Source organism: Synechococcus sp. Cruz-7E5 (assembly GCF_024345995.1).
Lineage (GTDB): Bacteria > Cyanobacteriota > Cyanobacteriia > PCC-6307 > Cyanobiaceae > Regnicoccus_A.
The window spans coordinates 57,655-79,833 of record NZ_JAGQCE010000003.1; the positions used below are offsets into that span (position 1 = coordinate 57,655).

Below are 22,179 nucleotides of genomic sequence, written 5' to 3' on the forward strand. Positions count from 1 at the left end.
AACCCTTAAACTTGCGCCCGCAAAATTCGTAGATCAAACACCGGAGACCTTCCCCGTGGCCCGCGCCTATCCCTTGGACCGCGTCAGAAATATCGGCATTGCTGCCCATATCGACGCGGGCAAGACCACCACGACCGAACGGATCCTGTTTTATTCAGGTGTCGTTCACAAAATGGGCGAGGTGCACGATGGCGCCGCAGTGACCGACTGGATGGAGCAGGAGCGCGAACGCGGCATCACCATCACGGCTGCGGCCATCTCCACCAGCTGGAAGGATCACCGCATCAACATCATCGACACCCCCGGGCACGTCGATTTCACCATTGAGGTGGAGCGCTCGATGCGTGTGCTTGACGGAGTCGTGGCCGTCTTCTGCGCAGTGGGTGGTGTGCAACCCCAGTCGGAAACGGTGTGGCGCCAGGCCGATCGCTACAACGTGCCTCGGATCGTGTTCGTCAACAAGATGGACCGCACCGGCGCCAATTTCCTCAAGGTCTACGACCAGATCAAGGATCGCCTCAAGGCCAATGCCGTTCCGCTGCAGTTGCCGATCGGCGCTGAAGGGGAACTCAAGGGAATCATTGACTTGGTACGGGAGAAGGCGATTCTCTACACCAATGATCTCGGCACCGACATCGTCGAGGGCGAGATTCCTGACAACATGAAGGAAGAGTCCGCCGAGTGGCGCGGCAAGTTGATGGAATCGGTTGCCGAAACCGATGAAGAGCTGCTGGAAGCTTTCCTGGAAAACGGTGAACTCACCCAGGAACAGCTGATCAAGGGCATTCGCATCGGTGTGGTCAAGCACGGTCTTGTGCCGATGCTCTGTGGCTCGGCCTTCAAGAACAAGGGCGTCCAGCTGGTTCTGGACGCCGTGGTCGACTACCTGCCTGCCCCGGTGGACGTGCCACCGATCACGGGTCTGCTGCCCGACGGAACCGAATCGAATCGTGCCTGCGACGACAACGCCCCCTTCAGCGCCCTGGCGTTCAAGGTCATGGCCGACCCCTACGGCAAGCTCACCTTCGTGCGCATGTACTCCGGGGTACTGAAGAAGGGCAGCTACGTGCTCAACAGCACCAAAGACAAGAAAGAGCGCATCTCCCGCCTGATCCTGCTCAAAGCCGACGACCGCGAGGAGGTGGACGAGCTGCGTGCCGGTGATCTTGGAGCGGTGCTCGGCCTCAAGGACACCACCACCGGCGACACGCTCTGCGTGGAAAGCGACCCGATCATTCTGGAATCCCTGTTCATTCCTGAACCGGTGATCTCGGTGGCGGTGGAGCCTAAGACCAAGGGCGATATGGAGAAACTCTCCAAAGCTCTTCAATCTCTTTCAGAAGAGGACCCCACCTTCCGGGTGTCCACCGATCCCGAAACCAGCCAGACCGTGATCGCCGGCATGGGCGAGCTGCACCTGGAAATTCTGGTGGATCGGATGCTGCGCGAATTCAAGGTTGAAGCGAACATCGGCGCCCCCCAGGTGTCCTACCGCGAAACCATTCGCGCCAGCGCCAAAGGTGAGGGCAAGTTTGCCCGCCAAACCGGTGGCAAGGGCCAGTACGGACACGTGGTGATTGAGATGGAGCCGGGCGAACCTGGTTCCGGCTTCGAATTCGTCAACAAGATCGTTGGCGGCATCGTGCCAAAGGAATACATCGGTCCAGCCGAGAACGGCATGAAGGAAACCTGCCAGTCCGGCGTGATTGCAGGCTTCCCGATGATCGATATCAAGGTCACCATGGTCGATGGGTCCTACCACGATGTGGACTCCTCTGAAATGGCGTTCAAGATTGCCGGCTCCATGGCCTTCAAAGACGGCGTCAAGAAGTGCAATCCCGTACTTCTTGAGCCGATGATGAAGGTTGAGGTCGAGATCCCCGAGGATTACCTCGGTTCGGTCATCGGCGACCTCTCCTCCCGTCGCGGACAGGTCGAAGGGCAATCCATCGACAACGGACAGTCTAAAGTCCAGACCAAGGTGCCTCTGGCCGAAATGTTCGGCTACGCCACTCAACTCCGATCCATGACCCAGGGTCGGGGTATTTTCTCGATGGAGTTCAGCCATTACGAGGAAGTTCCTCGCAATGTTGCTGAAGCCATCATTGCCAAGAATCAGGGCAACTCCTGATCTCTCAACCCTAACCACAACCCCCCGATTCTTTCCTTCAATGGCTCGCGAGAAGTTTCAGAGGAACAAACCTCACGTCAACATTGGCACCATCGGCCACGTCGACCACGGCAAGACCACCCTCACTGCCGCCATCACCAACGTGCTGGCATCCATTGGCCAGGCAAAGGCCCAGGCCTACGACGACATCGATGGTGCTCCTGAAGAGAAGGAGCGGGGCATCACTATCAACACGGCCCACGTCGAGTACGAAACCGAGAAGCGTCACTACGCCCACGTCGACTGCCCGGGTCACGCGGACTACGTCAAGAACATGATCACCGGCGCCGCCCAGATGGACGGCGCCATCCTGGTGGTGGCTGCCACTGACGGCCCGATGGCCCAGACCAAGGAGCACATCCTGCTGGCCAAGCAGGTGGGCGTCCCCGCTCTGGTGGTGTTCCTCAACAAGAAGGACATGGTCGACGACGAGGAGATCCTCGAGCTCGTCGAACTGGAGATGCGTGAGCTGCTCAGCAGCTACGACTTCCCCGGTGACGACATCCCCATCATCGCCGGCTCTGCCCTCAAGGCCCTTGAGCACATCCAGGGCGGCGGCAAAGGCATCCGTGGTGAAAACGAGTGGGTCGACAAGATCCTTGATCTCATGGATGGGGTTGATGAATCCATCCCCGAACCCGAGCGTGAGATCGACAAGCCCTTCCTGATGGCTGTCGAAGACGTCTTCTCGATCACCGGACGCGGCACCGTGGCCACTGGCCGGATCGAGCGCGGCAAAGTGAAAGTGGGCGAAACCGTCCAGATCGTGGGCATCAAGGACACCCGCGAAACCACCGTCACCGGTGTGGAAATGTTCCGCAAGCTGCTCGACGAGGGCATGGCCGGAGACAACGTCGGCCTGCTTCTGCGTGGCGTGCAGAAGGAAGACATTGAGCGCGGAATGGTGCTGGTCAAGCCCAACTCGATCAAGCCCCACACCAAGTTCGAAGGTGAGGTTTATGTCCTTAAGAAAGAAGAGGGTGGCCGCCACACCCCCTTCTTCGCTGGATACCGTCCCCAGTTCTATATCCGCACCACGGATGTGACCGGCCAGATCACCGCCTTCACCGCCGATGACGGGACCAACGTGGAGATGGTGATGCCTGGTGATCGCATCAAGATGTCCGCTGAGCTGATCTGCCCGGTGGCCATTGAGCAAGGCATGCGCTTCGCCATTCGCGAAGGCGGCCGCACCATCGGTGCAGGCGTGGTCTCCAAGATCGTCGCCTGAGGCTGAAACGGCTGAGCTCAGCCAGGGGCCGATCCACCGTTGGATCGGCCCTTCGTCACGCACCTCGACAAGTTGCCCCCAACCGGCCTCGGTTGTCTTCGGCGGAAATGGGCTTGGCCTCGGCCAAACACTCTCCAGCCTCCCTTCCCCCCTTCACCTGTTCTTCGGCCGCGGTCTCCACCAAGGCCTGCGTTCCCACGAGTCCTGCCATGTCAGCCGCCATCGCCCAGCAGAAGATCCGCATCCGTTTAAAGGCGTTTGATCGCCGCATGCTGGACCTTTCCTGCGAAAAGATCATCGAAACGGCCGATCACACGGCCGCCACGGCCATCGGTCCGATCCCCCTGCCCACCAAGCGCAGGATTTATTGCGTGCTGCGCTCGCCCCACGTGGACAAGGATTCCCGTGAGCACTTCGAGACCCGCACCCACCGTCGCATCATCGACATCTACAGCCCAACGGCCAAGACGATCGACGCGCTGATGAAGCTTGATCTGCCCAGTGGTGTCGACATCGAAGTGAAGCTCTGAGCTCCAGGCTGGCCCGACGCGACGAATTCCTGGGCCCACCCTCTTGGTGGGTCCTTTTTTTCTAGACTGATTTTGCCCACCAGGCGCCTCAAGCAGCTTCGCTGACCAAACCTCCAACCACCCATTGCCGCCCCGCCGACCTTCCGTGAGTGATCTGGCCGTGAGGGAACTCCCACTCTTCCCCCTGCCGGATGTGGTGCTGTTCCCGCAAGAAGTTTTACCCCTGCATATTTTTGAACCCCGTTATCGCATGATGTTGCGAACGGTGCTCGAGACAGACCGTCGTTTCGGTGTGGTGCGCTGGGACCCGAATCAGCAGGAGATGGCCCAAGTGGGCTGCTGCGCTGAAATTCTTCAACACCAGACCCAGGACGATGATCGCAGCAATATCGTCACCCTCGGCCAGCAACGATTTCGCGTACTCGAAGTGGTGCGGGAAGCCCCTTTCCGTGTGGCCATGGTCAGCTGGATCGAGGACGATCCCAACACCAGCCACGACGTGCTTCAGGATCTTGGCTTACAGGTCACCCAGGCCCTGAGGGATGTGGTGGATCTGACCGGCAAACTGATCGGCAAGCCGACCACCCTTCCAGCTGATCTGCCCGATCTTCCACGCGAATTGTCCTTCTGGATCGGTTCTCACCTGGGGGGTCCCGTGGCGGACCATCAACAGGCCCTGCTGGAGCTCACCGACACCTCCGAACGCCTGCGCCAGGAATTCGCGCTGCTCGACCAGACCCGACGGCAGCTCGCGGCACGCACGGTTCTGAAGGACACCTTCAAGGACCTGGGCGAACCCAGGCAAGAACCCTCCTGATGCCGCTTCCAACCTGGCTGCCGCCTCTGGCCATCGGCGCTGGAGCCGGTCTGCTCTGTCTTGGTCTGGTGCGGGAATGGCAGCGCCGTGACCGCCGCTTCCAGAGCACCGCCACCGTGGCCGAGGCCTACGACCGCTGGACCGGTGATCGTCTGCTGGAAAATCTCTGGGGTGAGCACGTGCACCTGGGGCACTACGGCACCCCCCCTGAATCACGCGATTTCCGGGCCGCCAAGGAGCAGTTCGTGCATGAGCTGGTGCACTGGTCGGGCCTGGACCGGTTGCCCCGCGGCACCCGCCTGCTCGACGTGGGTTGCGGCATCGGCGGCAGCGCCCGCATCCTGGCCCGCGACTACGGCTTCGATGTGCTCGGCATCAGCATCAGCCCAGCCCAGGTGGAGCGGGCCCGCCAGCTCACCCCAGCCGGGCTCTCGTGCCGCTTCGCGGTGATGGACGCCCTGGCGCTGGAGCTGGAGGACGCCAGTTTTCAGGCCGTCTGGAGCGTGGAAGCTGGGCCTCACATGCCTGACAAGCAGCGCTACGCCGACGAACTGCTGCGGATGCTGACGCCCGGAGGGCAGCTGGTGGTGGCCGATTGGAACCGGCGTGATCCTGCCGACGGCGAACTCAACGGTCTGGAGCGTTGGGTGATGGATCAGCTGCTGCACCAATGGGCCCATCCGGAATTCGCCTCCATCCCCTCGTTCCGCCGCAACCTCGAGGCCAGCCCCCATCGGCGGGGCGGGCTGGTGGATACCGCTGACTGGAGTGAGGCCACCCTGCCCTCCTGGATCGACTCCATCCTCGAGGGGATACGGCGTCCCGGTGCCATCCTCAGCCTTGGACCGGCAGCCGTGCTGCAGGGTCTGCGCGAAGCCCCCACAATCCTGCTGATGCACTGGGCCTTCAGCACCGGAATGATGCGCTTCGGGGTGTTCCGCTACTGCTCCTCGGAAAGATTGGTGAGCGGGTAGTTCCCGAACAGGGCCAGGTGCTGGCAATGGCCGCGCAGGGCTTCGATCGCCTCCTCCAGCAGAGCGGGATCCGCCGGCAGCTCCAGATCGACGAAGAAGATGTACTCGCCCATCTCCCGCTTGGAAGGGCGTGACTCGATCCGGCTCATGTTCAGCTTCAGCGTCGCGAAGCAGCTCAGAGCCTCCAGCAGGGCTCCGGGGCTGTTGCTGCACAGCGAGAAAGCCAGGCTGCAGAGCGTGGCCGCATCGGCAGTCCGGCTCTCCACCTGCCGCTGCAGCATCAGGAAACGGGTGCAGTTTCCTGGCACATCGTTGATGGGGTAGGCCAGCACCTTGAGCCCATGCTCCTGGGCGGCACGGGGAGAGGCCACCGCTGCGCGGAAGCGGCTGCCGGCCACCAGCCGGGCCGCCTCGGCGGTGGAGCTGGTGGGTAGCTGCAGGGCCTCACTGAGGTGTTCGCTCAGCCAGAGGCTGCACTGGGCCAGGGCCTGGGGATGGGAGAGCACCTCACTGACCCGCTCGATCGGCCCGGAGCCCAGCAGGGCATGGCGGATCGGCAACACCAGACCGCGACGGATGCGCAGTTCGGGATGCTCCCAGAGGCCATCGAGGCAGGCGGTCACGCCTCCTTCTACCGAGTTCTCCACGGGCACCACGGCGGCATCGCAGCGACCCTCCGCCAGGGCCTTGACCACCGAGCGGATGCCGCTCTGGGGAAGCAGTTCCGGCGCGTCGATCCCCTCGAGGGCCGCCAGCTGCCGCGTCGCCTGCTCACCGTAGGTGCCGGCAGGGCCGAGGAAGGCAAGACGCATGGTGAAGGGGGTGAAACGGCGGTCGATAAGATCATCCCTCCCCGCCCACCGAGACGAGGCGATGACCCTGGCCTTCAGTGCCAGCCAGCAGCTCAGCCTCCCGATCGACGAGCGGGCCGAGGAGCTGGTGACTTACCTCGACGACGAGGAGCGAGTGATTCAGGCCCTGCTCGATCCCAGCCAGCTGACCCGCCTCGGCCCGGGCACCTACCGCTACGACGTGACGCGGTTCCAGGTGTTCCAGCTGCAGGTCAAGCCGGTGGTGCAGTTGCGCGCCCAGCGGCGGCCAGGACGTCTGGAGCTCGAAGCGGTGGAGTGCCACCTGGAGGGGCTTGGCCTGGTGGAGGACTTCCAGCTGAATCTGACCTCCTGGCTGGAGGTGGGCGGCCAGGGGCTGGAGGGGGAGGCCCAGATGGCCGTGAGCGTGAGCCGGCCGCCGATGCTGCGCCTGATTGCCCCAGGGGTGCTCGAAGCCACCGGCCGCTCACTGCTGGGAGGCGTCCTGCTGGGCATCCGCTCCCGGGTGAGCCAGCAGCTCCTCAAGGATTTCAGCCACTGGCGCGAGGGCCGCTGAGCACCCGTCCCAGGAAGCTGAGGCGGTGCAGGGGGCTTGGGCCAAGACAGGCCAGGGCCTCCCGATGAAGGACGGTGCCATAGCCGGCATGGCGCTCGAGGCCATAGCCGGGGAAGCGCCCCGCCAGACGCACGATCAGGGCATCGCGGGCCTGCTTGGCGAGCACGCTGGCGGCGGCGATCGCCAGGCAACGGCGATCGCCATGCACGAGAGTGCGCTGCCGGCCCGGCCACAGCCGCAGGGGCAGGACACCGTCGACAACCACCAGGGCCGGCGCCTGGGAGAGCCGCTGCAGGGCCCTGAGCATGGCCATCTCCGTGGCGGCCCTGATGCCGACGCGGTCAATGTCGGAGGCAGAGGCCTGACCAAGCGCCCAGGCTGAGGCCCAGGCAGTGATCAGGGGCACAAGCCGCTGGCGATGGAGAGGGCGCAGGGCCTTGCTGTCGGTCAGACCAGCGGCCGCCAGGGGCGCCGCCGCCTGGGGCGGCAGCACCACAGCGGCGGCGAAGACCGGGCCGAACAGACACCCCCGGCCCACCTCATCCACACCGGCCAGGGTCCTCTGGACCACTCAGACGCTGGCGGAGGAGCGACGACGGCGGCGGCGGGGCTCACCGCTGGGATCACTCTCACTCTCTTCCAGCAGCGGCGCGGGGGGAGCTTCCAGGGGGGCTTCGGCCACGGCGACGGAGCTGCCGCCGCCGTCTTCACGCAGTTCCTGACGGCGTGTCCTGGGCTGGGAGCGACCCACCCGCCGCGACTCAGGCGAAGACACCTGGGAAACGGGGATGTGCATCACCGAGGTCTCGATCACGGTGGTCATCGGAGCCTCGTCGGGCTCGCCAAAGGCTTCAGGCAAGGGGGTGATTTCCACGAGCGTCGCCTGGGCGTCGTCGTCGCGGCGGACAGCTGGCGGCTCCCCGATCGTACGGACGCTGGGGGCTGGGGATTCGCCGCCACTGCCACCACGGCCACCGCGGCGTCGCCGGCGGGAGCCGGAAGCCGCCAGCTGCTGGCGGGCGGCTTCAAGCACCGCATCGCCGTCTTCACCGGGCCGCACGACCCGTACCACCAGATTCTCGCCCGTGGGGGGCGGATCCAGCAGCAGGGCAGGACTGAGGCCCATCCAGCCGTAAACGAGTTCCTGGTCAGAGTCCATGGGGACCGCCACCAGATCGGGATCCTGCCGGCGGCTGAGGTTGATTCCGCCGCTGCTGTCAGTGGCGGTGCCGCCATGGCCTGGCTCCGTCGCGGCGGCAGGGGCCTCGTCCTGGGTGTCTGGGAAGAAAGTGGCTGCAGGGGCGGTCTCGACCGCTTCGCCGGCGCCACGACCGCCACGACCGCCGCGGCCACCCCGGCGCCGGCCTGTGGTCGGTTCGGCCCCGTTGGGACTGGGCACTTCAGCCCGCGCCGAGGCGGCCGAGCGCACCAGGCCGGTGACGGTGGCCAGGGGCTGGAGGGTGTCCTTGCCCGGCAGGACCGCCACATGGCCGAGGCCACCGCAACTGGGGCAGGCACGACCGAACAGTTCGTAGATGTTCTGACCCTGCCGTTTGCGGGTCAGTTCCACCAGACCCAGTTCGGTGAGCTGAGCGATCTGGGGGCGGGCCGCGTCGTCCTGCACCGATTGGGTGAAGTGCTCCAGCAGCATCAACTGATCTCGGCGCGACTCCATGTCGATGAAGTCGATGATCACCACCCCACCGATGTTCCGCAGCTTGAGTTGACGGGCAATCTCAGCGGCGGCTTCGCAGTTGGTCCAGAGCACCGTTTCGCGTGAACTGGCGGAGCGGGTGAACGAGCCCGAGTTCACATCGATCACCGTGAGCGCTTCGGTGGGCTCGATGATCACGTAACCGCCGGAGGGCAGGTCAACCCTTGGCTTGAGAGCATCACGGATGGCAGCATTGACCCGGTAGTGCTCGAGCACATCGGTGCCATCGCTGTGGTGCTCCACCAGCAGATTGGCCTGATCGACGCCGAGGAAGGCGTTCACCCGGGCCACCGCGGCGGGAGTGTCCACCACCACCCTCCAGACCTCGGGGCCGTAGAGATCGCGCAGGATCCGGTGGATGAAGTCTTCGTCGCGGTTGAGCAGCACCGGAGGGGTGGCCGTCTCAGCGGCCTCCTGAATCCCCTCCCACTGCCTGAGCAGAGTCTCGAGGTCGTCAATCAGCTGGTCTTCGCTCACGCCCTCGGCTTCTGTGCGCACCAGCAGGCCGGCGCCTGGGGGCTTGATCAGCACCCCGAGGGCCCTGAGACGGTTGCGTTCGTTCTCACCGCTGATCCGCCGTGAAATGCTCACACCCTGGCCCTGGGGCTGCAGCACCAGGAAGCGGCCGGGCAGGGTGAGATTGCCGGTGAGGCGAGGCCCTTTGGTGCCGGTGGGCTCCTTCATCACCTGAACGAGCACCTTCTGGCGGGGCTCAAGCAGTTCGGTGATGCCTGCAGCACCTTTTCTCAGGCGCAGGGGGCCGAGATCGGTGACATGAATAAAGCCATTCTTTTCGCTCTCGCCGATGTTGACAAAGGCGGCATCAATACCTGGGAGAACATTTTCAACTCGGCCGAGATAGACGTCGCCGATCTGATAGCGACCCTGAGCTACGACCAGTTCATCAACACGTTCGTCGGTGAGCACCGCGGCGATCCGCAGTTGCTCAGCGATGACGATCTGCTGGGGCATGGAGGATAGGGGGTGGCTCTTTGGAGCCAAGCCATGGATGGGAGTGGATCCCTGAAGCACAAACCCGCCGGGCAGAGCGCGACGCAAAGCTGCTCGACTGCTGGACCAGCAGGAAGAAGACGGAGGAGAAAAACCTTTTGAGGAGCATCCTCAGGAGGATCAACCTCCATTCGCGGCGATGCTGCCGGAACGAGACCGGCCAAAGCGCGGAACAGGTCCTACGGAACCATGTGCCGTAGGACAACGTCTGCAGAGTGGATGCTACAGACAGATCTGCCGTCTTCTGCCGAATTTAGCATGGGCCTTCCTGGGAACATGCTTCCGCTGGTCGAAGCCGCAGCCGCTCACGGCTCACACAACGGAGCTGCAGGGGACGCCCCAGCCGCTCCTGAATCCAGACGCGCACCTGCTCCGGGCGCAGGCTCCGCCCCTGGGAATCGATGCGGGCCGCAAGCTGAAACCGGCAGGACTCATCCTCTGCGGTCACCAGGGTGAGATCGTCGAGCCAGGGACGGCAGTCCCGCTGGCGCGGCCTCCCTTTCTTGTCGGTGTCGCTCCAGGGAAGTTCAGCCGCTGCGAGCAGGCTCACCATGGCAGCCCCCCAGGCTGCGGCGCCCGGGCCGGGGGAGTCGGCCACGAGCTCGGCCTGCCACTCAGCCCCCTCCAGCTCCTGGGACAGGCTCGGCGCGCGGACCGGCACCTCCTCCACACCGGCCAGCACAAGTCCTTCGGGCAGGGTGGCCTGAAGCTGTGCCAAGGCGTCCGGGGGGGCGACCCTGCCGCTGAACTCCAGATCGAACCACTCGCCGCCGGCTTCCACCCCCAGGGGCAGCGCCAGGGCGAACTGCAGGCGGGGCAGCGGATGGAAACCACCGGTGAAGCTCACGGGCAGGCCGCTGCGGCGCAGGGCCCGCTCCATCAACCGCACCAGATCGAGGTGGCTCAGCAGGGCCAGGGAACCGGTTTTGCTGAAAGCGAAGCGCAGGCGCTGCAACCGCTCACTGGCCGGAGCGCGGCTGGGTTGCTGCACAGGGATAGGCGGAGCATTCACCACTACGTTGTGGCCGAACTCCGGCCCGCAGACGCCGCAACTGCTGCAGCCGTCGAAGGAGCAGTCGGGCACCACCACCGCGGCGAGCGCCCGCTGCAGGTCCTCCGCCAGCCAGGCCTTGTCGACACCGGTGTCAATGTGATCCCAGGGGAGGGGCTGGGCGCAGAAGGACGCCAGGTCTTCGGGCCCGAGGGCTTCGGTGGTGCCCCAGTCGCCCATCTCCAGGGCCCGGTAGCGGCCGCCCAGCCCAGCCGCCTCGATGGCACCGGTCCAGGCGGCGTGGGTTGCCTCGATCGTCTCGAACCAGGCATCGAGGCCGGCACCGGCACGCCAGGCGGCCTCGATCACCGGCGCCAGGCGGCGATCACCCCGCCCCACGAAGTCCTCCATCGCCGAGAGGCGCGGATCGGTGAAATTCGTCTTGAGGCCCCTGAGCGTGCGCAGTTCCCGGCGCAGAAGCTCCTGGCGCCGCCGAAACTCCGATGTGGAAACGCTGTGCCACTGAAAGGGAGTGTGGGGCTTGGGGGTGAAGTTGCTGATCGTGAGATTCAGCTCCAGGCGCCCCAGGTCGCGGCACTGCTGCTGCAACGCCCGGCAGGTGTCGGCGATGCCGCGCACATCGGCATCGGTTTCACCAGGAAGGCCGATCATGAAATAGAGCTTGACCTTGCGGTAGCCGCTCTCCATGGCGGTGCGAATGCCGCGCAGCAGCTCGGCATCGGTGAGGCCCTTGTTGACGATGTCGCGCAGGCGCTGGGTACCGGCCTCCGGGGCGAAGGTGAGCCCGGCCTTGCGGGTGCCGCCGAGGATATGGGCGATGTTCTGATCGAAGCGGTCGACCCGCTGACTGGGCAGGGTGAGGCTCACGTTGTGCTCGGCCAGGCGGTTGCGCAGCTCCACCCCCACCGCCGGCAGGGCCAGGTAGTCGGAGCAGCTGAGCGAAAGCAGGGAGAAATCGCTGTAGCCGGTGCGCTCCATACCCGTTTCCACCGCCTCGATCACCGCCTCGGGTTCCACGTCGCGGGCCGGGCGGGTGAGCATGCCGGGCTGACAGAAGCGGCAGCCACGGGTGCAGCCACGGCGGATCTCGATCGTGAGCCGGTCGTGGACGGTTTCGATGTGGGGCACCAGCCCCATGCCGTAGTGGGGCATGGGCGTGGCCACCCGGCGCAGCAGCCGCGGCGGCGCGCCGGCAACCAGTGGCACCAGGCTGATGCCATCGGGACCGGGGCCATAGAGCGATGGCACGTAGACCCCCGGCACCTGGGCCAGATCCAGCAGCAGGGCGGAGCGGCTGAGGCCGGCAGCCTTGCCTTCCGCCACCACCAGACCGATCTCGGGCAACAGTTCCTCGCCGTCGCCGAGGGCGATGAAATCGAAGAACGCGGCAAAGGGCTCGGGATTGCTGGTGGCAGTGGGGCCACCGGCGAAGATCAGCGGCGGTGCGGCGGGATCCGCCAAGGGCAGGTCGCCACGGCCTGAGGCGTGGATCGGCACATGGGCCAGATCCAGCATGTCCAGAATGTTGGTGGCTCCGAGCTCGTAGCTGAGGCTGAAGCCGAGCAGGTCGAAGGCGGGCAGGGGCCGGCGGCTTTCCACCGCGAACAGGGCCTGCTGCCGTTCCCGCAGCCGGGCGGCCAGATCCGGCGCCGGCAGGTAGGCCCGGTCGCAGAGCTGGCCGGGCACGGCGTTGAGGATCGAATAGAGAATGATGTGGCCCAGGTTGCTGGCACCCACCTCGTAGATCTCGGGGTAGGTGAGAGCCCAGCGCACGGCCGCGGCCGACCAGTCGCGGGGCTCCACCCCCAGCTCATTGCCGAGGTAGCGGCCGGGCCTGGCGATGGTCGGGTCCACCAGGCGATCGAAATCGATCGGTGCCCGCTCGATCGGCTCGCTCGCAGGGGCGACGGTCACGGGGGGTGGCGGCTGGGTGCAGCCTTGATCGTATGGAGGCCAGAGACCACGCAGGCAAAGCCGGACTTCCCCACCAAAGCATTAACCATGCAAATCTGCGCTTATAATGCAGAAATGCATGGCTATCTATTTAGGAATGCAGCCGCGGGCCTGGCGAAGGCCCTGGCTCGGGCGCCAGCGGCCCTGCTGCTGGGGCCACGCCAGTGCGGCAAGTCCACCCTGGCCAGAAAGCTTCTGGCGGAGCGCGGCGATGGCGTGCTGCTGGATCTCCAGGACCGCGGCGATCGGGCCAAGCTGGCGGAGCCGGAGCTGTTCCTCGAGGCCCACCGCAGCCAGCTGGTGTGTCTGGATGAAATCCAGCTACTGCCGGAGTTCTTCAGCCTGCTGCGCTCCGAGATCGACCGGGATCGCCGGCCCGGTCGCTTTCTGCTGCTGGGCTCGGCCTCCGGACCCCTGCTGCGCCAGAGCCAGGAAAGCCTGGCAGGACGCATCGCCCAGGTGGAACTCACTCCATTTCTGCTGCAGGAGGTAACCGGCACCAGCAGCTGGCAGCAGCTGTGGCTGCGCGGTGGCTTCCCGGAGAGCCTGCTGGCCGCCACGGGAGAAGACAGCATCGACTGGCGTGAGGACTTCATCCACACCTTCCTGGGACGGGATATCGCCTCCCTCGAGCTGGGGCTGCCTCTGCCACTCATGGAGCGGCTGTGGCGCCTTCTTGCCCACAGCCAGGGCCAGACTCTGAATGCCAGCAGACTGTCGGGGCTGCTGGACCTACGCAGCACCCGGCTGCAGCAGCTGCTGGCAGTGCTGGAGCAAACCTTCATGCTGCGGCGCCTGCCGCCGCTGGAAGCGAACCTGAGCAAGCGGCTGGTGCGCTCGCCCAAGCTCTATTTGCGCGACAGCGGCCTGCTGCACAACCTGCTCGGCATCGAGACCTACGACGACCTCCTGGCCCACCCCCAGGCCGGCGAGAGCTGGGAGGGCTTCGTGATCGAGCAGCTGATTGCTGCCCATCCACGCTGGCGCGCCCATTTCCTGCGCACCAGCAATGGGGCCGAACTTGATCTGGTGCTGGAGCGGGGCCAGCGCCGGCGGGTGTACGAAATCAAACTCTCAAAAGCCCCGAAGCTCTCACGCGGCTTCCATGAGCTGGTGCAACAGCTCCAACCGGAGCGGGCGGAACTGATCGCGCCGGTGGATGGGAGCTATGCAGTGAAACCAGGCATCTGGGTGCGGTCGCCGCTGGAAGCCAGCCAGCCCACCACCGGCTCCATAGGACAATCCGACCAGTCCCAGCAGCTCCGCGCGAGATGGTTCAGATCAACGGCAACTATCTCAAGCTCAAGGCGGGATATCTCTTCCCGGAGATCGCCCGCCGGGTGAAGGCGTTTGCCGAAGCCCACCCCGAGGCCCAGTTGATTCGCCTGGGCATCGGTGATGTCACTGAACCCCTCCCCCTGGCCTGCCGCGAGGCGATGAAAACGGCCATCGACGCCATGGGAACCCACGAGGGCTTCCACGGCTACGGCCCCGAGCAGGGCTACCTGTGGCTGCGGGAGGCGATCGCCCAGCACGATTTCCAGGCCCGCGGCTGCCAGATCAGCGCCGAGGAGATCTTCGTGTCTGACGGCAGCAAATGCGACAGCGCCAACATCCTTGACATCCTCGGGCCGGACAACCGCATCGCCGTGACCGACCCGGTGTATCCGGTTTATGTAGACAGCAATGTGATGGCCGGCCGCACCGGCGACGCTGATGGCAACGGCCAGTACGGCGGCCTCACCTACCTGCCGATCAATGCCGAGAACGGCTTCAGCGCCCAGATCCCAAGCGAGCCGGTGGATCTGATCTATCTCTGCTTCCCCAACAACCCCACCGGCGCGGTGGCCACCAGGGAGAAGCTCAAAGCCTGGGTGGACTACGCCCGCGCCAATGGCGCCCTGATCCTGTTCGATGCCGCCTACGAGGCCTTCATCCAGGACCCCGAACTGCCCCATTCCATCTATGAGATCGAGGGGGCGCGGGAGTGCGCGATCGAGTTCCGCTCCTTCTCAAAGAATGCCGGCTTCACCGGCACCCGCTGTGCGCTCACGGTGGTGCCCCGGGGCCTGATGGGCACCAGCGCGGAGGGGGAGAGCGCCGAGCTCTGGGCCCTGTGGAACCGCCGCCAGAGCACCAAATTCAATGGGGTCAGCTATGTCGTGCAGCGAGGTGCCGAAGCGGTGTACTCGGCCGAAGGCCAGGCCCAGGTGAAGGCGCTGGTGGCCTTCTACATGGAGAACGCGGCGATCATCCGCCGGGAACTCACTGCCGCCGGCCTGCAGGTGCACGGCGGCGAGCAGGCCCCTTATGTGTGGTTGAAAACCCCTGAGGGGGTGGATTCCTGGGGCTTTTTCGACCAGCTCCTAAACGAGGCCCATGTGGTGGGCACGCCAGGCAGCGGCTTCGGCGCCGCCGGTGAGGGCTACTTCCGGCTCTCGGCCTTCAACAGCCGGGCAAATGTGGAGGAGGCGATGGCCAGGATCGCGCGGGGCTGCTTGATGCCTTCGACCGCCGGGGCCGCCGCCTAATTTGGGACCCTGCTCCGCGGGCCAAGGTCCTGTCGCCAGCGATACCCCCAACTGTTCCTGCCGGATGATCGTCTCCCCTTTGCTGATGGCTCCTCCCCTCGCCGTGGAAACCCCCAGCCGCTCGCCCGGCGGTGCCGCGGTGATCGAGAAGGAGAAGCAGCGGGTGCGCAAGCCCTCGCCTCGCTACAAGGTGCTTCTGCACAACGATCCCGTGAATTCGATGGAGTACGTGGTGGGCACCCTGCGCCAGGTGGTGCCCTCCCTCAGTGAACAGGACGCCATCGCCGTGATGCTGGAAGCACACAACACCGGCGTCGGCCTGGTGATCGTCTGCGATCTGGAGCCCGCTGAGTTCTACAGCGAGACCCTCAAGGCCAAAGGCCTGACCAGCACGATCGAGCCGGAGAGCTGAGTGCCGCGGCGCGCCTGGCTGGGCTGGATCGGCACCCTGCTCTACCTACCGGTGCTCTATGGCCTCGGCTGGTTGACGGTGCAACCGTTGGTGGCGACAGGCCTTCTGGGTGGTTGGAGGGCTGATCAGATCGCCCTGCTGGGCACGGGGATCTCCTTCCTGCTGCTGCTGCTGACCCTGCCCCTGCGCCTGGGCCGGACCTGGGGTGAACGGCGGCCTTGGCAGGCACTCGGCGTTGCCATGGGCTGGGGTGTGGGTCTGCGCTCCCTGCTGCGCGGTCTGCTCAAAGCCCTGCTGCTGCTGGTCTTCGTGGCGGGTCTGCTGCTGATCAGCGGGCAGGCCAGCTGGAATGGCGGACTGACGTCAGCCCAGGTATTCAATGCCGTGCTGCTGATCCTGGGGGTCGGTTTCGCCGAAGAACTGGTGTTCCGCGGCTGGCTCTGGGGTGAGCTGAGACAGCGGCTGGGTGGGGGAGCACAGGCCGATCAGCGGGCCCTGATCGCCCAGGCGGCAATCTTCAGCCTCGCCCACACCCGCTTCAATCTCGGCGTCGCGCCGATGTCCGGGCTGCTGGTGGGTCTGCTGCTGCTGGGACTGGCGCTGGGGCTGCAGCGGCGAGCCGACGGCGGCTCCCTCTGGGGTGCCGTGGGCCTGCACGGTGGCCTGGTGGGGGGATGGTTTTCCCTGCTGGCCGGACCGCTGCAGATCAGCCCTGAAGTGCCTCTCTGGCTGGCCGGCCCCGGTGGGGCTGATCCCAATCCGATCGGCGGCCTGCTGGGCTGGGCAGGACTGGCCGCTCTGCTCTGGGTGCGGCGGCGCTTCTGGTGAGCCGGGATCAGCGCACCGCCGTGGCCAGCGCCTTGCGGCCCTCCACCGGCGCATGCAGCGCCTCCTCCAACGGAGCCAAGCCGTAGTTCCGCTCGAGCAGCGCCATCACGGTGCGGCCGAAATCGCCGGGGTTGGTCTCGAAGGCCTCCAGGCAGATCCGACCGAACACGCTGCCCATCGGCTCGGGATTCCAGAGCAGCTTGCGGGCCGTCCAGGGCATCATGCTCATGGGGTTGTAGCCGGGCTCGATCAGGCCCTGCTCGAAGCCGTACTGCTCCAGGTGGGTGTGGGGCTGCAGGCCGATGAAGAAGATGGCCGGCTCCACCTTGTCGGCCCCGAAAATGCGCTCCAGTTCGCGGTGATAGGCCACGGTCTGGCGGATGGTTTCAGGTCGCTCGTCGATCACGTTGAAGGAGTAATTCACTGACACGTGCTCTCGGAAACCAGCTCTGGCCAGCAGGCGGCAGTTCTCCAGAACGGTGCGCAGGTTGTAGCCCATCCGCATCTTGCGCACCAGCTCCTGGCTGCCGGAGGTGATGCCGATCTCGAAGTAGTCCATGCCGGTGGCCACCATCAGCTCTGCCAGCTCGGCGTCGATGTTGTCAGCGCGGATGTAGGCCGCCCAGCGGATGTCGTCCATGCCCGCCGCCAGAATCGCCCGAAGCAACTGTTTGGCGTCTTCGATGTAGCGACGGGCCGGAATGAACTGGGCGTCCGTGAACCAGAAGCCGCGCACACCACGGTCGTAGAGCTGGCGCATCTCGGCCACCACCTCCTCCACCGGATTCACCCGCACCGCCTTGCCTTCCACCACGGTGTAGACGCAGTAGCAGCAGTTGTGGGGGCAGCCGCGTTTGGTCTGCACGCCAACGTAGAAATCACCTCCCTCGAGATACCAGTCGAGCTGGGGCCAGATCGAGGCGATGTAGGGGTAGTCGCAGGCGGTTTTGATCACCCCCTCGGGCTGCTCATGGATCAGGCCCTCCCGAGGCTGCTCGCCCACCACGTAGCAGCGCTCGGAAGCCAGGGAGCGGCCGCTGATCAGCTTCTCCAGCAGGGGCTCCCCTTCCCCCACCGAGACCACGGTGCCCGCCGGCAGGCTCTTGCCGAGCTGCTCGTAGAACACGCTCACCGCCCCGCCGCCGATCACCACCCGCGCCCCCGGCTGGAAGCGGCGGGCACGGCGCAGGCCTCGGCGCACCAGACGCAAGTTGCGCCAGAGCTCGCCGTAGAAAGCCCCCATCAGGCGCAGGCCACCGAGGGCACCCCGCAGGCGCCGGATGGGATTGGAGGCATAGAACACCTCGAAGGAGTTCTGCAGGGGATTACCGCCGCGGCCATCCACCGGCGCATAGATCTGAATGTCGCGCCAGGAGTACACCAGCAGGGTGGGGCGGAAGGCCTCGATCGTGGCCAGCAGCACCCGCTCCACATCCAGCAGGGGCAGGGCTGCCAGATCGAGGATTCGCTGGGGCAGTTCCGGGAAGCGTTTGTGCAGGTGATCGGCCAGATAGACCGGGCCGATCGGGAAGATCGGATTGCAGGGCAGGCGAATCAGAAGCACCCGCTCAGAGTCTGCGCCGGAGACTGGCGGGTTCGCTTCCAACTGCTGCTCAGGCCGCGCCATCGGCTTCCTCAGGCAAGGCCGGACGCTAACAAGCGTGCATGCGGGGAAGTGGCCCGGCCTGGAAGATCAGCCAGCCCACCGAAGCCGGAAGCAAACCTTAAGCGCTTCACACATCCCGCAATGGTCTGTTACATTGCAGCAGGCGACAGGCTTTCGGGCCCACCGGACAGGAATTCCTGATCCGTTTTGTCGTTCTACCTACCCGCTCCTTCCGGGGCACACACTCACGCTCTCATGACCACCACCCTTCAGCAGCGCCAGGGCGCGTCTGCCTGGAGCCAGTTCTGCGAGTGGGTCACCTCCACCAACAACCGCCTCTACGTGGGCTGGTTCGGTGTGCTGATGATCCCCACCCTGCTGGCTGCCACGATCTGCTTCATCGTGGCCTTCATCGCTGCACCTCCCGTCGACATCGACGGCATCCGTGAGCCCGTTGCCGGCTCGCTGCTTTACGGCAACAACATCATCTCCGGCGCCGTTGTTCCTTCCAGCAACGCCATCGGCCTGCACTTCTACCCGATCTGGGAAGCCGCCAGCCTCGACGAGTGGCTGTACAACGGCGGTCCCTACCAGCTGGTGGTCTTCCACTTCCTGATCGGCGTCTTCTGCTACATGGGCCGCGAGTGGGAACTCTCCTACCGCCTCGGCATGCGCCCCTGGATCTGCGTGGCTTACAGCGCCCCTGTGGCCGCTGCCTCGGCTGTGTTCCTGATCTACCCCTTCGGTCAGGGTTCCTTCTCTGACGGCATGCCCCTCGGCATCTCCGGCACCTTCAACTACATGCTGGTGTTCCAGGCAGAGCACAACATCCTGATGCACCCCTTCCACATGCTGGGTGTGGCTGGTGTGTTCGGTGGCTCCCTGTTCTCCGCCATGCACGGTTCACTGGTGACCAGCTCCCTGGTGCGTGAAACCACCGAGAGCGAGAGCCAGAACTACGGTTACAAGTTTGGCCAAGAGGAAGAGACCTACAACATCGTGGCTGCCCACGGTTACTTCGGTCGCCTGATCTTCCAATACGCCTCGTTCAACAACAGCCGCAGCCTGCACTTCTTCCTGGCTGCCTGGCCCGTGATCGGCATCTGGTTCACCGCCCTTGGCGTGAGCACGATGGCCTTCAACCTGAACGGTTTCAACTTCAACCAGTCGATCCTCGATGGCCAGGGCCGCGTGATCAACACCTGGGCTGATGTGCTGAACCGCGCTGGTCTGGGCATGGAAGTGATGCACGAGCGCAACGCTCACAACTTCCCGCTTGACCTGGCATCTGCAGAAGCCACCCCTGTGGCACTGACCGCCCCGGCGATCGGCTGATTCAACCGGTTGGTCCTTGCGGTCCACCAGCTGATTCAACTCAGTTCAATAGGAATGAAAGCCTCCGCCTTGGCGGGGGCTTTTTTATGGCTCATACCTGCAGCTCCATGACCCCAGCAGCTCCAGGAGCGATCATCCACAGAGCAATCAGTCGGAGCTGCGGGGGCTGCCCCTGTGATCAACAACCTGTGTCACCCTGTGCTGCGGTCTGGAAACCCTGCGTACAGTCAAAACGGCTGTACTGGATTCGTTTCTTTGAGGGTCCGACCCGCACGTCCAGATGCCGCCCGTCGCGGCATACCCCACGCCCATCGCCAGCTGCTGCGGCGGGGCCAATCTCAAGGGGGTCTGGCGATCGTTCTGATCGGACTGTCATTGACCGGGGTGGGAGCGACCCTGTTGGGGTGCCAGCCGAAACCAAGCGAACCGCCCCCCGTCGCCGCTGCTCGGCGCGTGTCCGCCCTGGGGCGCATCGAGCCGGAAACCAAGATCCGAAAGGTGGCTGTGTCGAGCTCTCTGAGCGGCGACCGCATCGAAGAGATCCTGGTGCAGGAGGACACCTGGGTGACGCGGGGAACACCCCTGGCCCGGCTGAACAGCTATGGCACCCTCAAGGCGTCCTACGACGAGGCCAACGAGAATGTGGCCGTGGCCCAGAGCAAGCTGGCCCAGGTGAGGGCCGGTGCCAAGCAGGGGGAGATCCGCGCGCAGGAGTTCAACGTGCAGAGCCTGGAGCGCAAACTGGCCGCCCAGAAGCTCGCCCAGGACCAGGCTGTCAATGCCGCCCGCGCCAAGGCCACCGAGGCACGGGTTGAACAGCAGCGCTATGACGGCCTGTACGCCAATGGGGGCGTATCCGCGCTCGAACGGGACCGCTACCGCACCCGCGCCGAGACCAGTGCTGCCGATCTGGCCAAGGCGATCGAAACCCGCGACGGCACCCTGCTCACCCTTCGCTCCGACATCGAGAGCGCCAGGCAGACCCTGGAGCAGATCAAGGAAGTGCGCCCCGAAGACATCACCACCGCCAACAATGAATTGCGCAAAGCGGTAGCCGCCCGCGACCGTGCCCGCCAGGAATTCGAGTTCGCCACGGTGCGGGCACCCCAGAACGGACGCATCCTCAAGATCATCGCCAGGCCTGGCGACAAGGTGAGCGACGAGGGCATCCTCGAGATGGCCGACACCAGCCGCATGGTCGTCACGGCAGAGGTCTATCAGACCGACATGCGCATGATCGGCATGGGCCAGGGCGCCACCATCACCGCCGATGGCATCGAGGGCAGCCTCAAGGGCAAGGTGTACAAGGTGATTCCCCAGGTGCAGAAGCAGACCATCTTCGCCGGGGAGCCCGGTGAGAATCAGGACCAGCGGGTGTTCGAGGTGAAGCTGCAGCTCCAGCTCAATGAATCAGAGCAGAAACGGATCGGCTACGCCTCCAATCTCCAGGTGAACGTGGTGTTCGACCCCAAGCCGGCGCCGGCACCATGATCAGCCCCCTGCGCAAGCTGCTGAAACGCACCCCGGTGGCCTGGCTGCAGGTCACCAACAACCCTGTGAAGATGATGATCGCCCTGGCGGGTGTGAGCTTCTCCAACCTGCTGATGTTCTTTCAGCTGGGGTTGATGGACAGCCTTTACAACAGCCAGCGCAAACCCATCGACCGCCTCCGCGCCGATCTGGTGATGGTCAGTGAGGGCTACAGCAACCTCGGATCCCTGCAGGACTTCCAGCGCAGCCGGCTCTACCAGGCCCTCGGGGTTGAAGGGGTGGAGAGCATCTCGCCGCTGCGCATCTCGCGCGGCACCTGGATCACCCCCGCCACCCGACAGTCGTACGACATCTACACCTTTGGCGTGGATCTCGCCAAGCCATCCCTAGCCTTTCCCGAACTCGAGAACGATCCTTTCCGTCTGCAGCCACTGCGCAACGCGCTCTTCGATCGCAACTCCAAGAAGCAGTACGGCGATGTCGCCGGCATCGTGAAGCGCGATGGCGTCTATCCACTGGAGATCAACGGCAAATCGATCCGAATCGTCGACACCTTCTCGATGGGGGCCACCTTCGCAGCCGAGGCCAATCTGATCGTCAGCGAAAACAGCTTCCTCTACATGTTCCCCAAGGCGGATCGCCGCATGATCCAACTGGGTCTGATCCGGCTGCGGCCCGGCAGCTCCGCCACCGCTGTGCAGGCAGCCCTGCAGCCATTGATGACGAAAGAAGTGAAGGTGCTCACCCGCAATGAACTTGCCGAGCTGGAGGTGAACTACTGGAAACGCAACTCCTCGGTGGGATTCATCTTCTCCCTCGGCGTTCTTGTGGGCTTCGTGGTGGGCAGCATCATCGTATACCAGATTCTCTTCGGTGATGTGATGAATAATCTGCCCCAGTACGCCACACTGAAGGCGATGGGCTACACCGACTCCTTCGTGATCAGCGTGGTGATCCAGCAATCGGCCATTCTGGCGGTGATCGGCTTCGTGCCGGGTGTGATCATCTCCATGGGTCTTTACAGCCTGCTGGCCAACGTCACCAAGCTCACAGTGTTCATGACCCTGAACCGGGCCCTGCAGGTGTTGATCCTCACCTTCGTGATGTGCGTGGGATCGGGCGCCATGGCCACCCGCAAACTTGTGGAACTCGATCCGGCCGATGTCTTCTGAATCCGA

Annotated in this window: 18 protein-coding genes; 13 read left to right on the top strand and 5 right to left on the bottom strand. The window is 64.8% G+C overall.

Annotation, left to right across the window (positions count from 1 at the left end):
* The first annotated feature begins 55 nt into the window (after positions 1-55).
* From fusA to KBY77_RS05195, 5 genes are all read left to right on the top strand, one after another.
* A complete protein-coding gene (fusA, locus tag KBY77_RS05175; RefSeq protein ID WP_255102705.1) occupies positions 56-2,131 on the top strand; it encodes an elongation factor G in 2,076 nt (691 codons plus the stop codon).
* A 40-nt stretch (positions 2,132-2,171) separates the two neighbouring features.
* Complete coding sequence (gene tuf / locus KBY77_RS05180; protein WP_255102511.1) at positions 2,172-3,401, top strand: elongation factor Tu; 1,230 nt, start codon at positions 2,172-2,174, stop codon at positions 3,399-3,401.
* Positions 3,402-3,610: 209 nt separating this feature from the next.
* On the top strand, positions 3,611-3,931 hold the full coding sequence (gene rpsJ / locus KBY77_RS05185; RefSeq protein ID WP_094555934.1) for a 30S ribosomal protein S10: 321 nt from the start codon (positions 3,611-3,613) through the stop codon (positions 3,929-3,931).
* Between the two features lie 145 nt (positions 3,932-4,076).
* Positions 4,077-4,748 (top strand): LON peptidase substrate-binding domain-containing protein, encoded by a 672-nt coding sequence (locus KBY77_RS05190; protein ID WP_094555910.1) that lies wholly within the window; start codon positions 4,077-4,079, stop codon positions 4,746-4,748.
* A complete protein-coding gene (locus KBY77_RS05195) occupies positions 4,748-5,722 on the top strand; it encodes a methyltransferase domain-containing protein (RefSeq protein ID WP_255102512.1) in 975 nt (324 codons plus the stop codon). The genes KBY77_RS05190 and KBY77_RS05195 overlap by 1 nt, the downstream gene beginning before the upstream one ends.
* Here the strand turns inward: KBY77_RS05195 and pheA are convergent.
* Positions 5,689-6,534: a prephenate dehydratase gene (gene pheA / locus KBY77_RS05200; protein WP_255102513.1), complete on the bottom strand. Its 846-nt coding sequence runs from the start codon at positions 6,532-6,534 to the stop codon at positions 5,689-5,691. The genes KBY77_RS05195 and pheA overlap by 34 nt on opposite strands.
* A 61-nt stretch (positions 6,535-6,595) precedes the next feature.
* On the opposite strand from pheA, the gene KBY77_RS05205 reads away from it, so the two are divergent.
* Complete coding sequence (locus KBY77_RS05205) at positions 6,596-7,108, top strand: DUF1997 domain-containing protein (protein ID WP_255093757.1); 513 nt, start codon at positions 6,596-6,598, stop codon at positions 7,106-7,108.
* On the opposite strand, the gene KBY77_RS05210 is transcribed toward KBY77_RS05205, so the two are convergent.
* From KBY77_RS05210 to KBY77_RS05220, 3 genes are all read right to left on the bottom strand, one after another.
* Positions 7,083-7,679, bottom strand: coding sequence for a ribonuclease HII (locus tag KBY77_RS05210; protein ID WP_255102514.1), 597 nt, complete (start codon positions 7,677-7,679; stop codon positions 7,083-7,085). The genes KBY77_RS05205 and KBY77_RS05210 overlap by 26 nt on opposite strands.
* Positions 7,680-9,794 (bottom strand): Rne/Rng family ribonuclease, encoded by a 2,115-nt coding sequence (locus KBY77_RS05215; protein ID WP_255102515.1) that lies wholly within the window; start codon positions 9,792-9,794, stop codon positions 7,680-7,682.
* Between the two features lie 292 nt (positions 9,795-10,086).
* Complete coding sequence (locus KBY77_RS05220; RefSeq protein ID WP_255102516.1) at positions 10,087-12,759, bottom strand: TIGR03960 family B12-binding radical SAM protein; 2,673 nt, start codon at positions 12,757-12,759, stop codon at positions 10,087-10,089.
* 87 nt (positions 12,760-12,846) lie between these two features.
* Between KBY77_RS05220 and KBY77_RS05225 the strand changes: the two genes are divergently transcribed.
* The 4 genes from KBY77_RS05225 (at position 12,847) to KBY77_RS05240 (ending at position 16,569) form a co-directional block, all read left to right on the top strand.
* The gene (locus KBY77_RS05225) at positions 12,847-14,142 is read left to right on the top strand and encodes an ATP-binding protein (RefSeq protein WP_255102517.1); all 1,296 of its coding nucleotides are present in this window, start codon (positions 12,847-12,849) and stop codon (positions 14,140-14,142) included.
* Complete coding sequence (locus KBY77_RS05230; protein WP_255102518.1) at positions 14,070-15,329, top strand: LL-diaminopimelate aminotransferase; 1,260 nt, start codon at positions 14,070-14,072, stop codon at positions 15,327-15,329. The genes KBY77_RS05225 and KBY77_RS05230 overlap by 73 nt, the downstream gene beginning before the upstream one ends.
* A gap of 85 nt (positions 15,330-15,414) precedes the next feature.
* Entirely contained in the window at positions 15,415-15,741 is a 327-nt protein-coding gene (gene clpS, locus KBY77_RS05235; RefSeq protein ID WP_094555935.1) for an ATP-dependent Clp protease adapter ClpS, read from the top strand.
* Positions 15,742-16,569, top strand: coding sequence for a CPBP family intramembrane glutamic endopeptidase (locus tag KBY77_RS05240; RefSeq protein WP_255102519.1), 828 nt, complete (start codon positions 15,742-15,744; stop codon positions 16,567-16,569). It abuts the gene before it with no gap.
* Positions 16,570-16,576: 7 nt separating this feature from the next.
* Here KBY77_RS05240 and KBY77_RS05245 read toward each other — a convergent pair whose 3' ends face one another.
* Entirely contained in the window at positions 16,577-18,196 is a 1,620-nt protein-coding gene (locus KBY77_RS05245; protein WP_255102520.1) for a photosystem II high light acclimation radical SAM protein, read from the bottom strand.
* A gap of 234 nt (positions 18,197-18,430) precedes the next feature.
* Here KBY77_RS05245 and psbA point away from each other — a divergent pair, with 234 nt between their 5' ends.
* From psbA to devC, 3 genes are all read left to right on the top strand, one after another.
* Complete coding sequence (gene psbA / locus KBY77_RS05250) at positions 18,431-19,510, top strand: photosystem II q(b) protein (RefSeq protein ID WP_255102521.1); 1,080 nt, start codon at positions 18,431-18,433, stop codon at positions 19,508-19,510.
* Positions 19,511-19,765: 255 nt separating this feature from the next.
* A complete protein-coding gene (locus tag KBY77_RS05255) occupies positions 19,766-21,001 on the top strand; it encodes an efflux RND transporter periplasmic adaptor subunit (RefSeq protein ID WP_255102522.1) in 1,236 nt (411 codons plus the stop codon).
* Positions 20,998-22,173, top strand: coding sequence for an ABC transporter permease DevC (gene devC / locus KBY77_RS05260; RefSeq protein WP_255102523.1), 1,176 nt, complete (start codon positions 20,998-21,000; stop codon positions 22,171-22,173). The genes KBY77_RS05255 and devC overlap by 4 nt, the downstream gene beginning before the upstream one ends.
* Positions 22,174-22,179: the final 6 nt, after the last annotated feature.

Coding starts and splice junctions, on each gene's coding strand:
- tuf (WP_255102511.1), top strand. CDS start 2,172: ATGGCTCGCGAGAAGTTTCAGAGGAACAAACCTCACGTCAACATTGGC.
- rpsJ (WP_094555934.1), top strand. CDS start 3,611: ATGTCAGCCGCCATCGCCCAGCAGAAGATCCGCATCCGTTTAAAGGCG.
- KBY77_RS05195 (WP_255102512.1), top strand. CDS start 4,748: ATGCCGCTTCCAACCTGGCTGCCGCCTCTGGCCATCGGCGCTGGAGCC.
- pheA (WP_255102513.1), bottom strand. CDS start 6,534: ATGCGTCTTGCCTTCCTCGGCCCTGCCGGCACCTACGGTGAGCAGGCG.
- KBY77_RS05205 (WP_255093757.1), top strand. CDS start 6,596: ATGACCCTGGCCTTCAGTGCCAGCCAGCAGCTCAGCCTCCCGATCGAC.
- KBY77_RS05215 (WP_255102515.1), bottom strand. CDS start 9,794: ATGCCCCAGCAGATCGTCATCGCTGAGCAACTGCGGATCGCCGCGGTG.
- KBY77_RS05225 (WP_255102517.1), top strand. CDS start 12,847: ATGCAAATCTGCGCTTATAATGCAGAAATGCATGGCTATCTATTTAGG.
- KBY77_RS05230 (WP_255102518.1), top strand. CDS start 14,070: ATGGTTCAGATCAACGGCAACTATCTCAAGCTCAAGGCGGGATATCTC.
- clpS (WP_094555935.1), top strand. CDS start 15,415: ATGGCTCCTCCCCTCGCCGTGGAAACCCCCAGCCGCTCGCCCGGCGGT.
- KBY77_RS05245 (WP_255102520.1), bottom strand. CDS start 18,196: ATGGCGCGGCCTGAGCAGCAGTTGGAAGCGAACCCGCCAGTCTCCGGC.
- psbA (WP_255102521.1), top strand. CDS start 18,431: ATGACCACCACCCTTCAGCAGCGCCAGGGCGCGTCTGCCTGGAGCCAG.
- devC (WP_255102523.1), top strand. CDS start 20,998: ATGATCAGCCCCCTGCGCAAGCTGCTGAAACGCACCCCGGTGGCCTGG.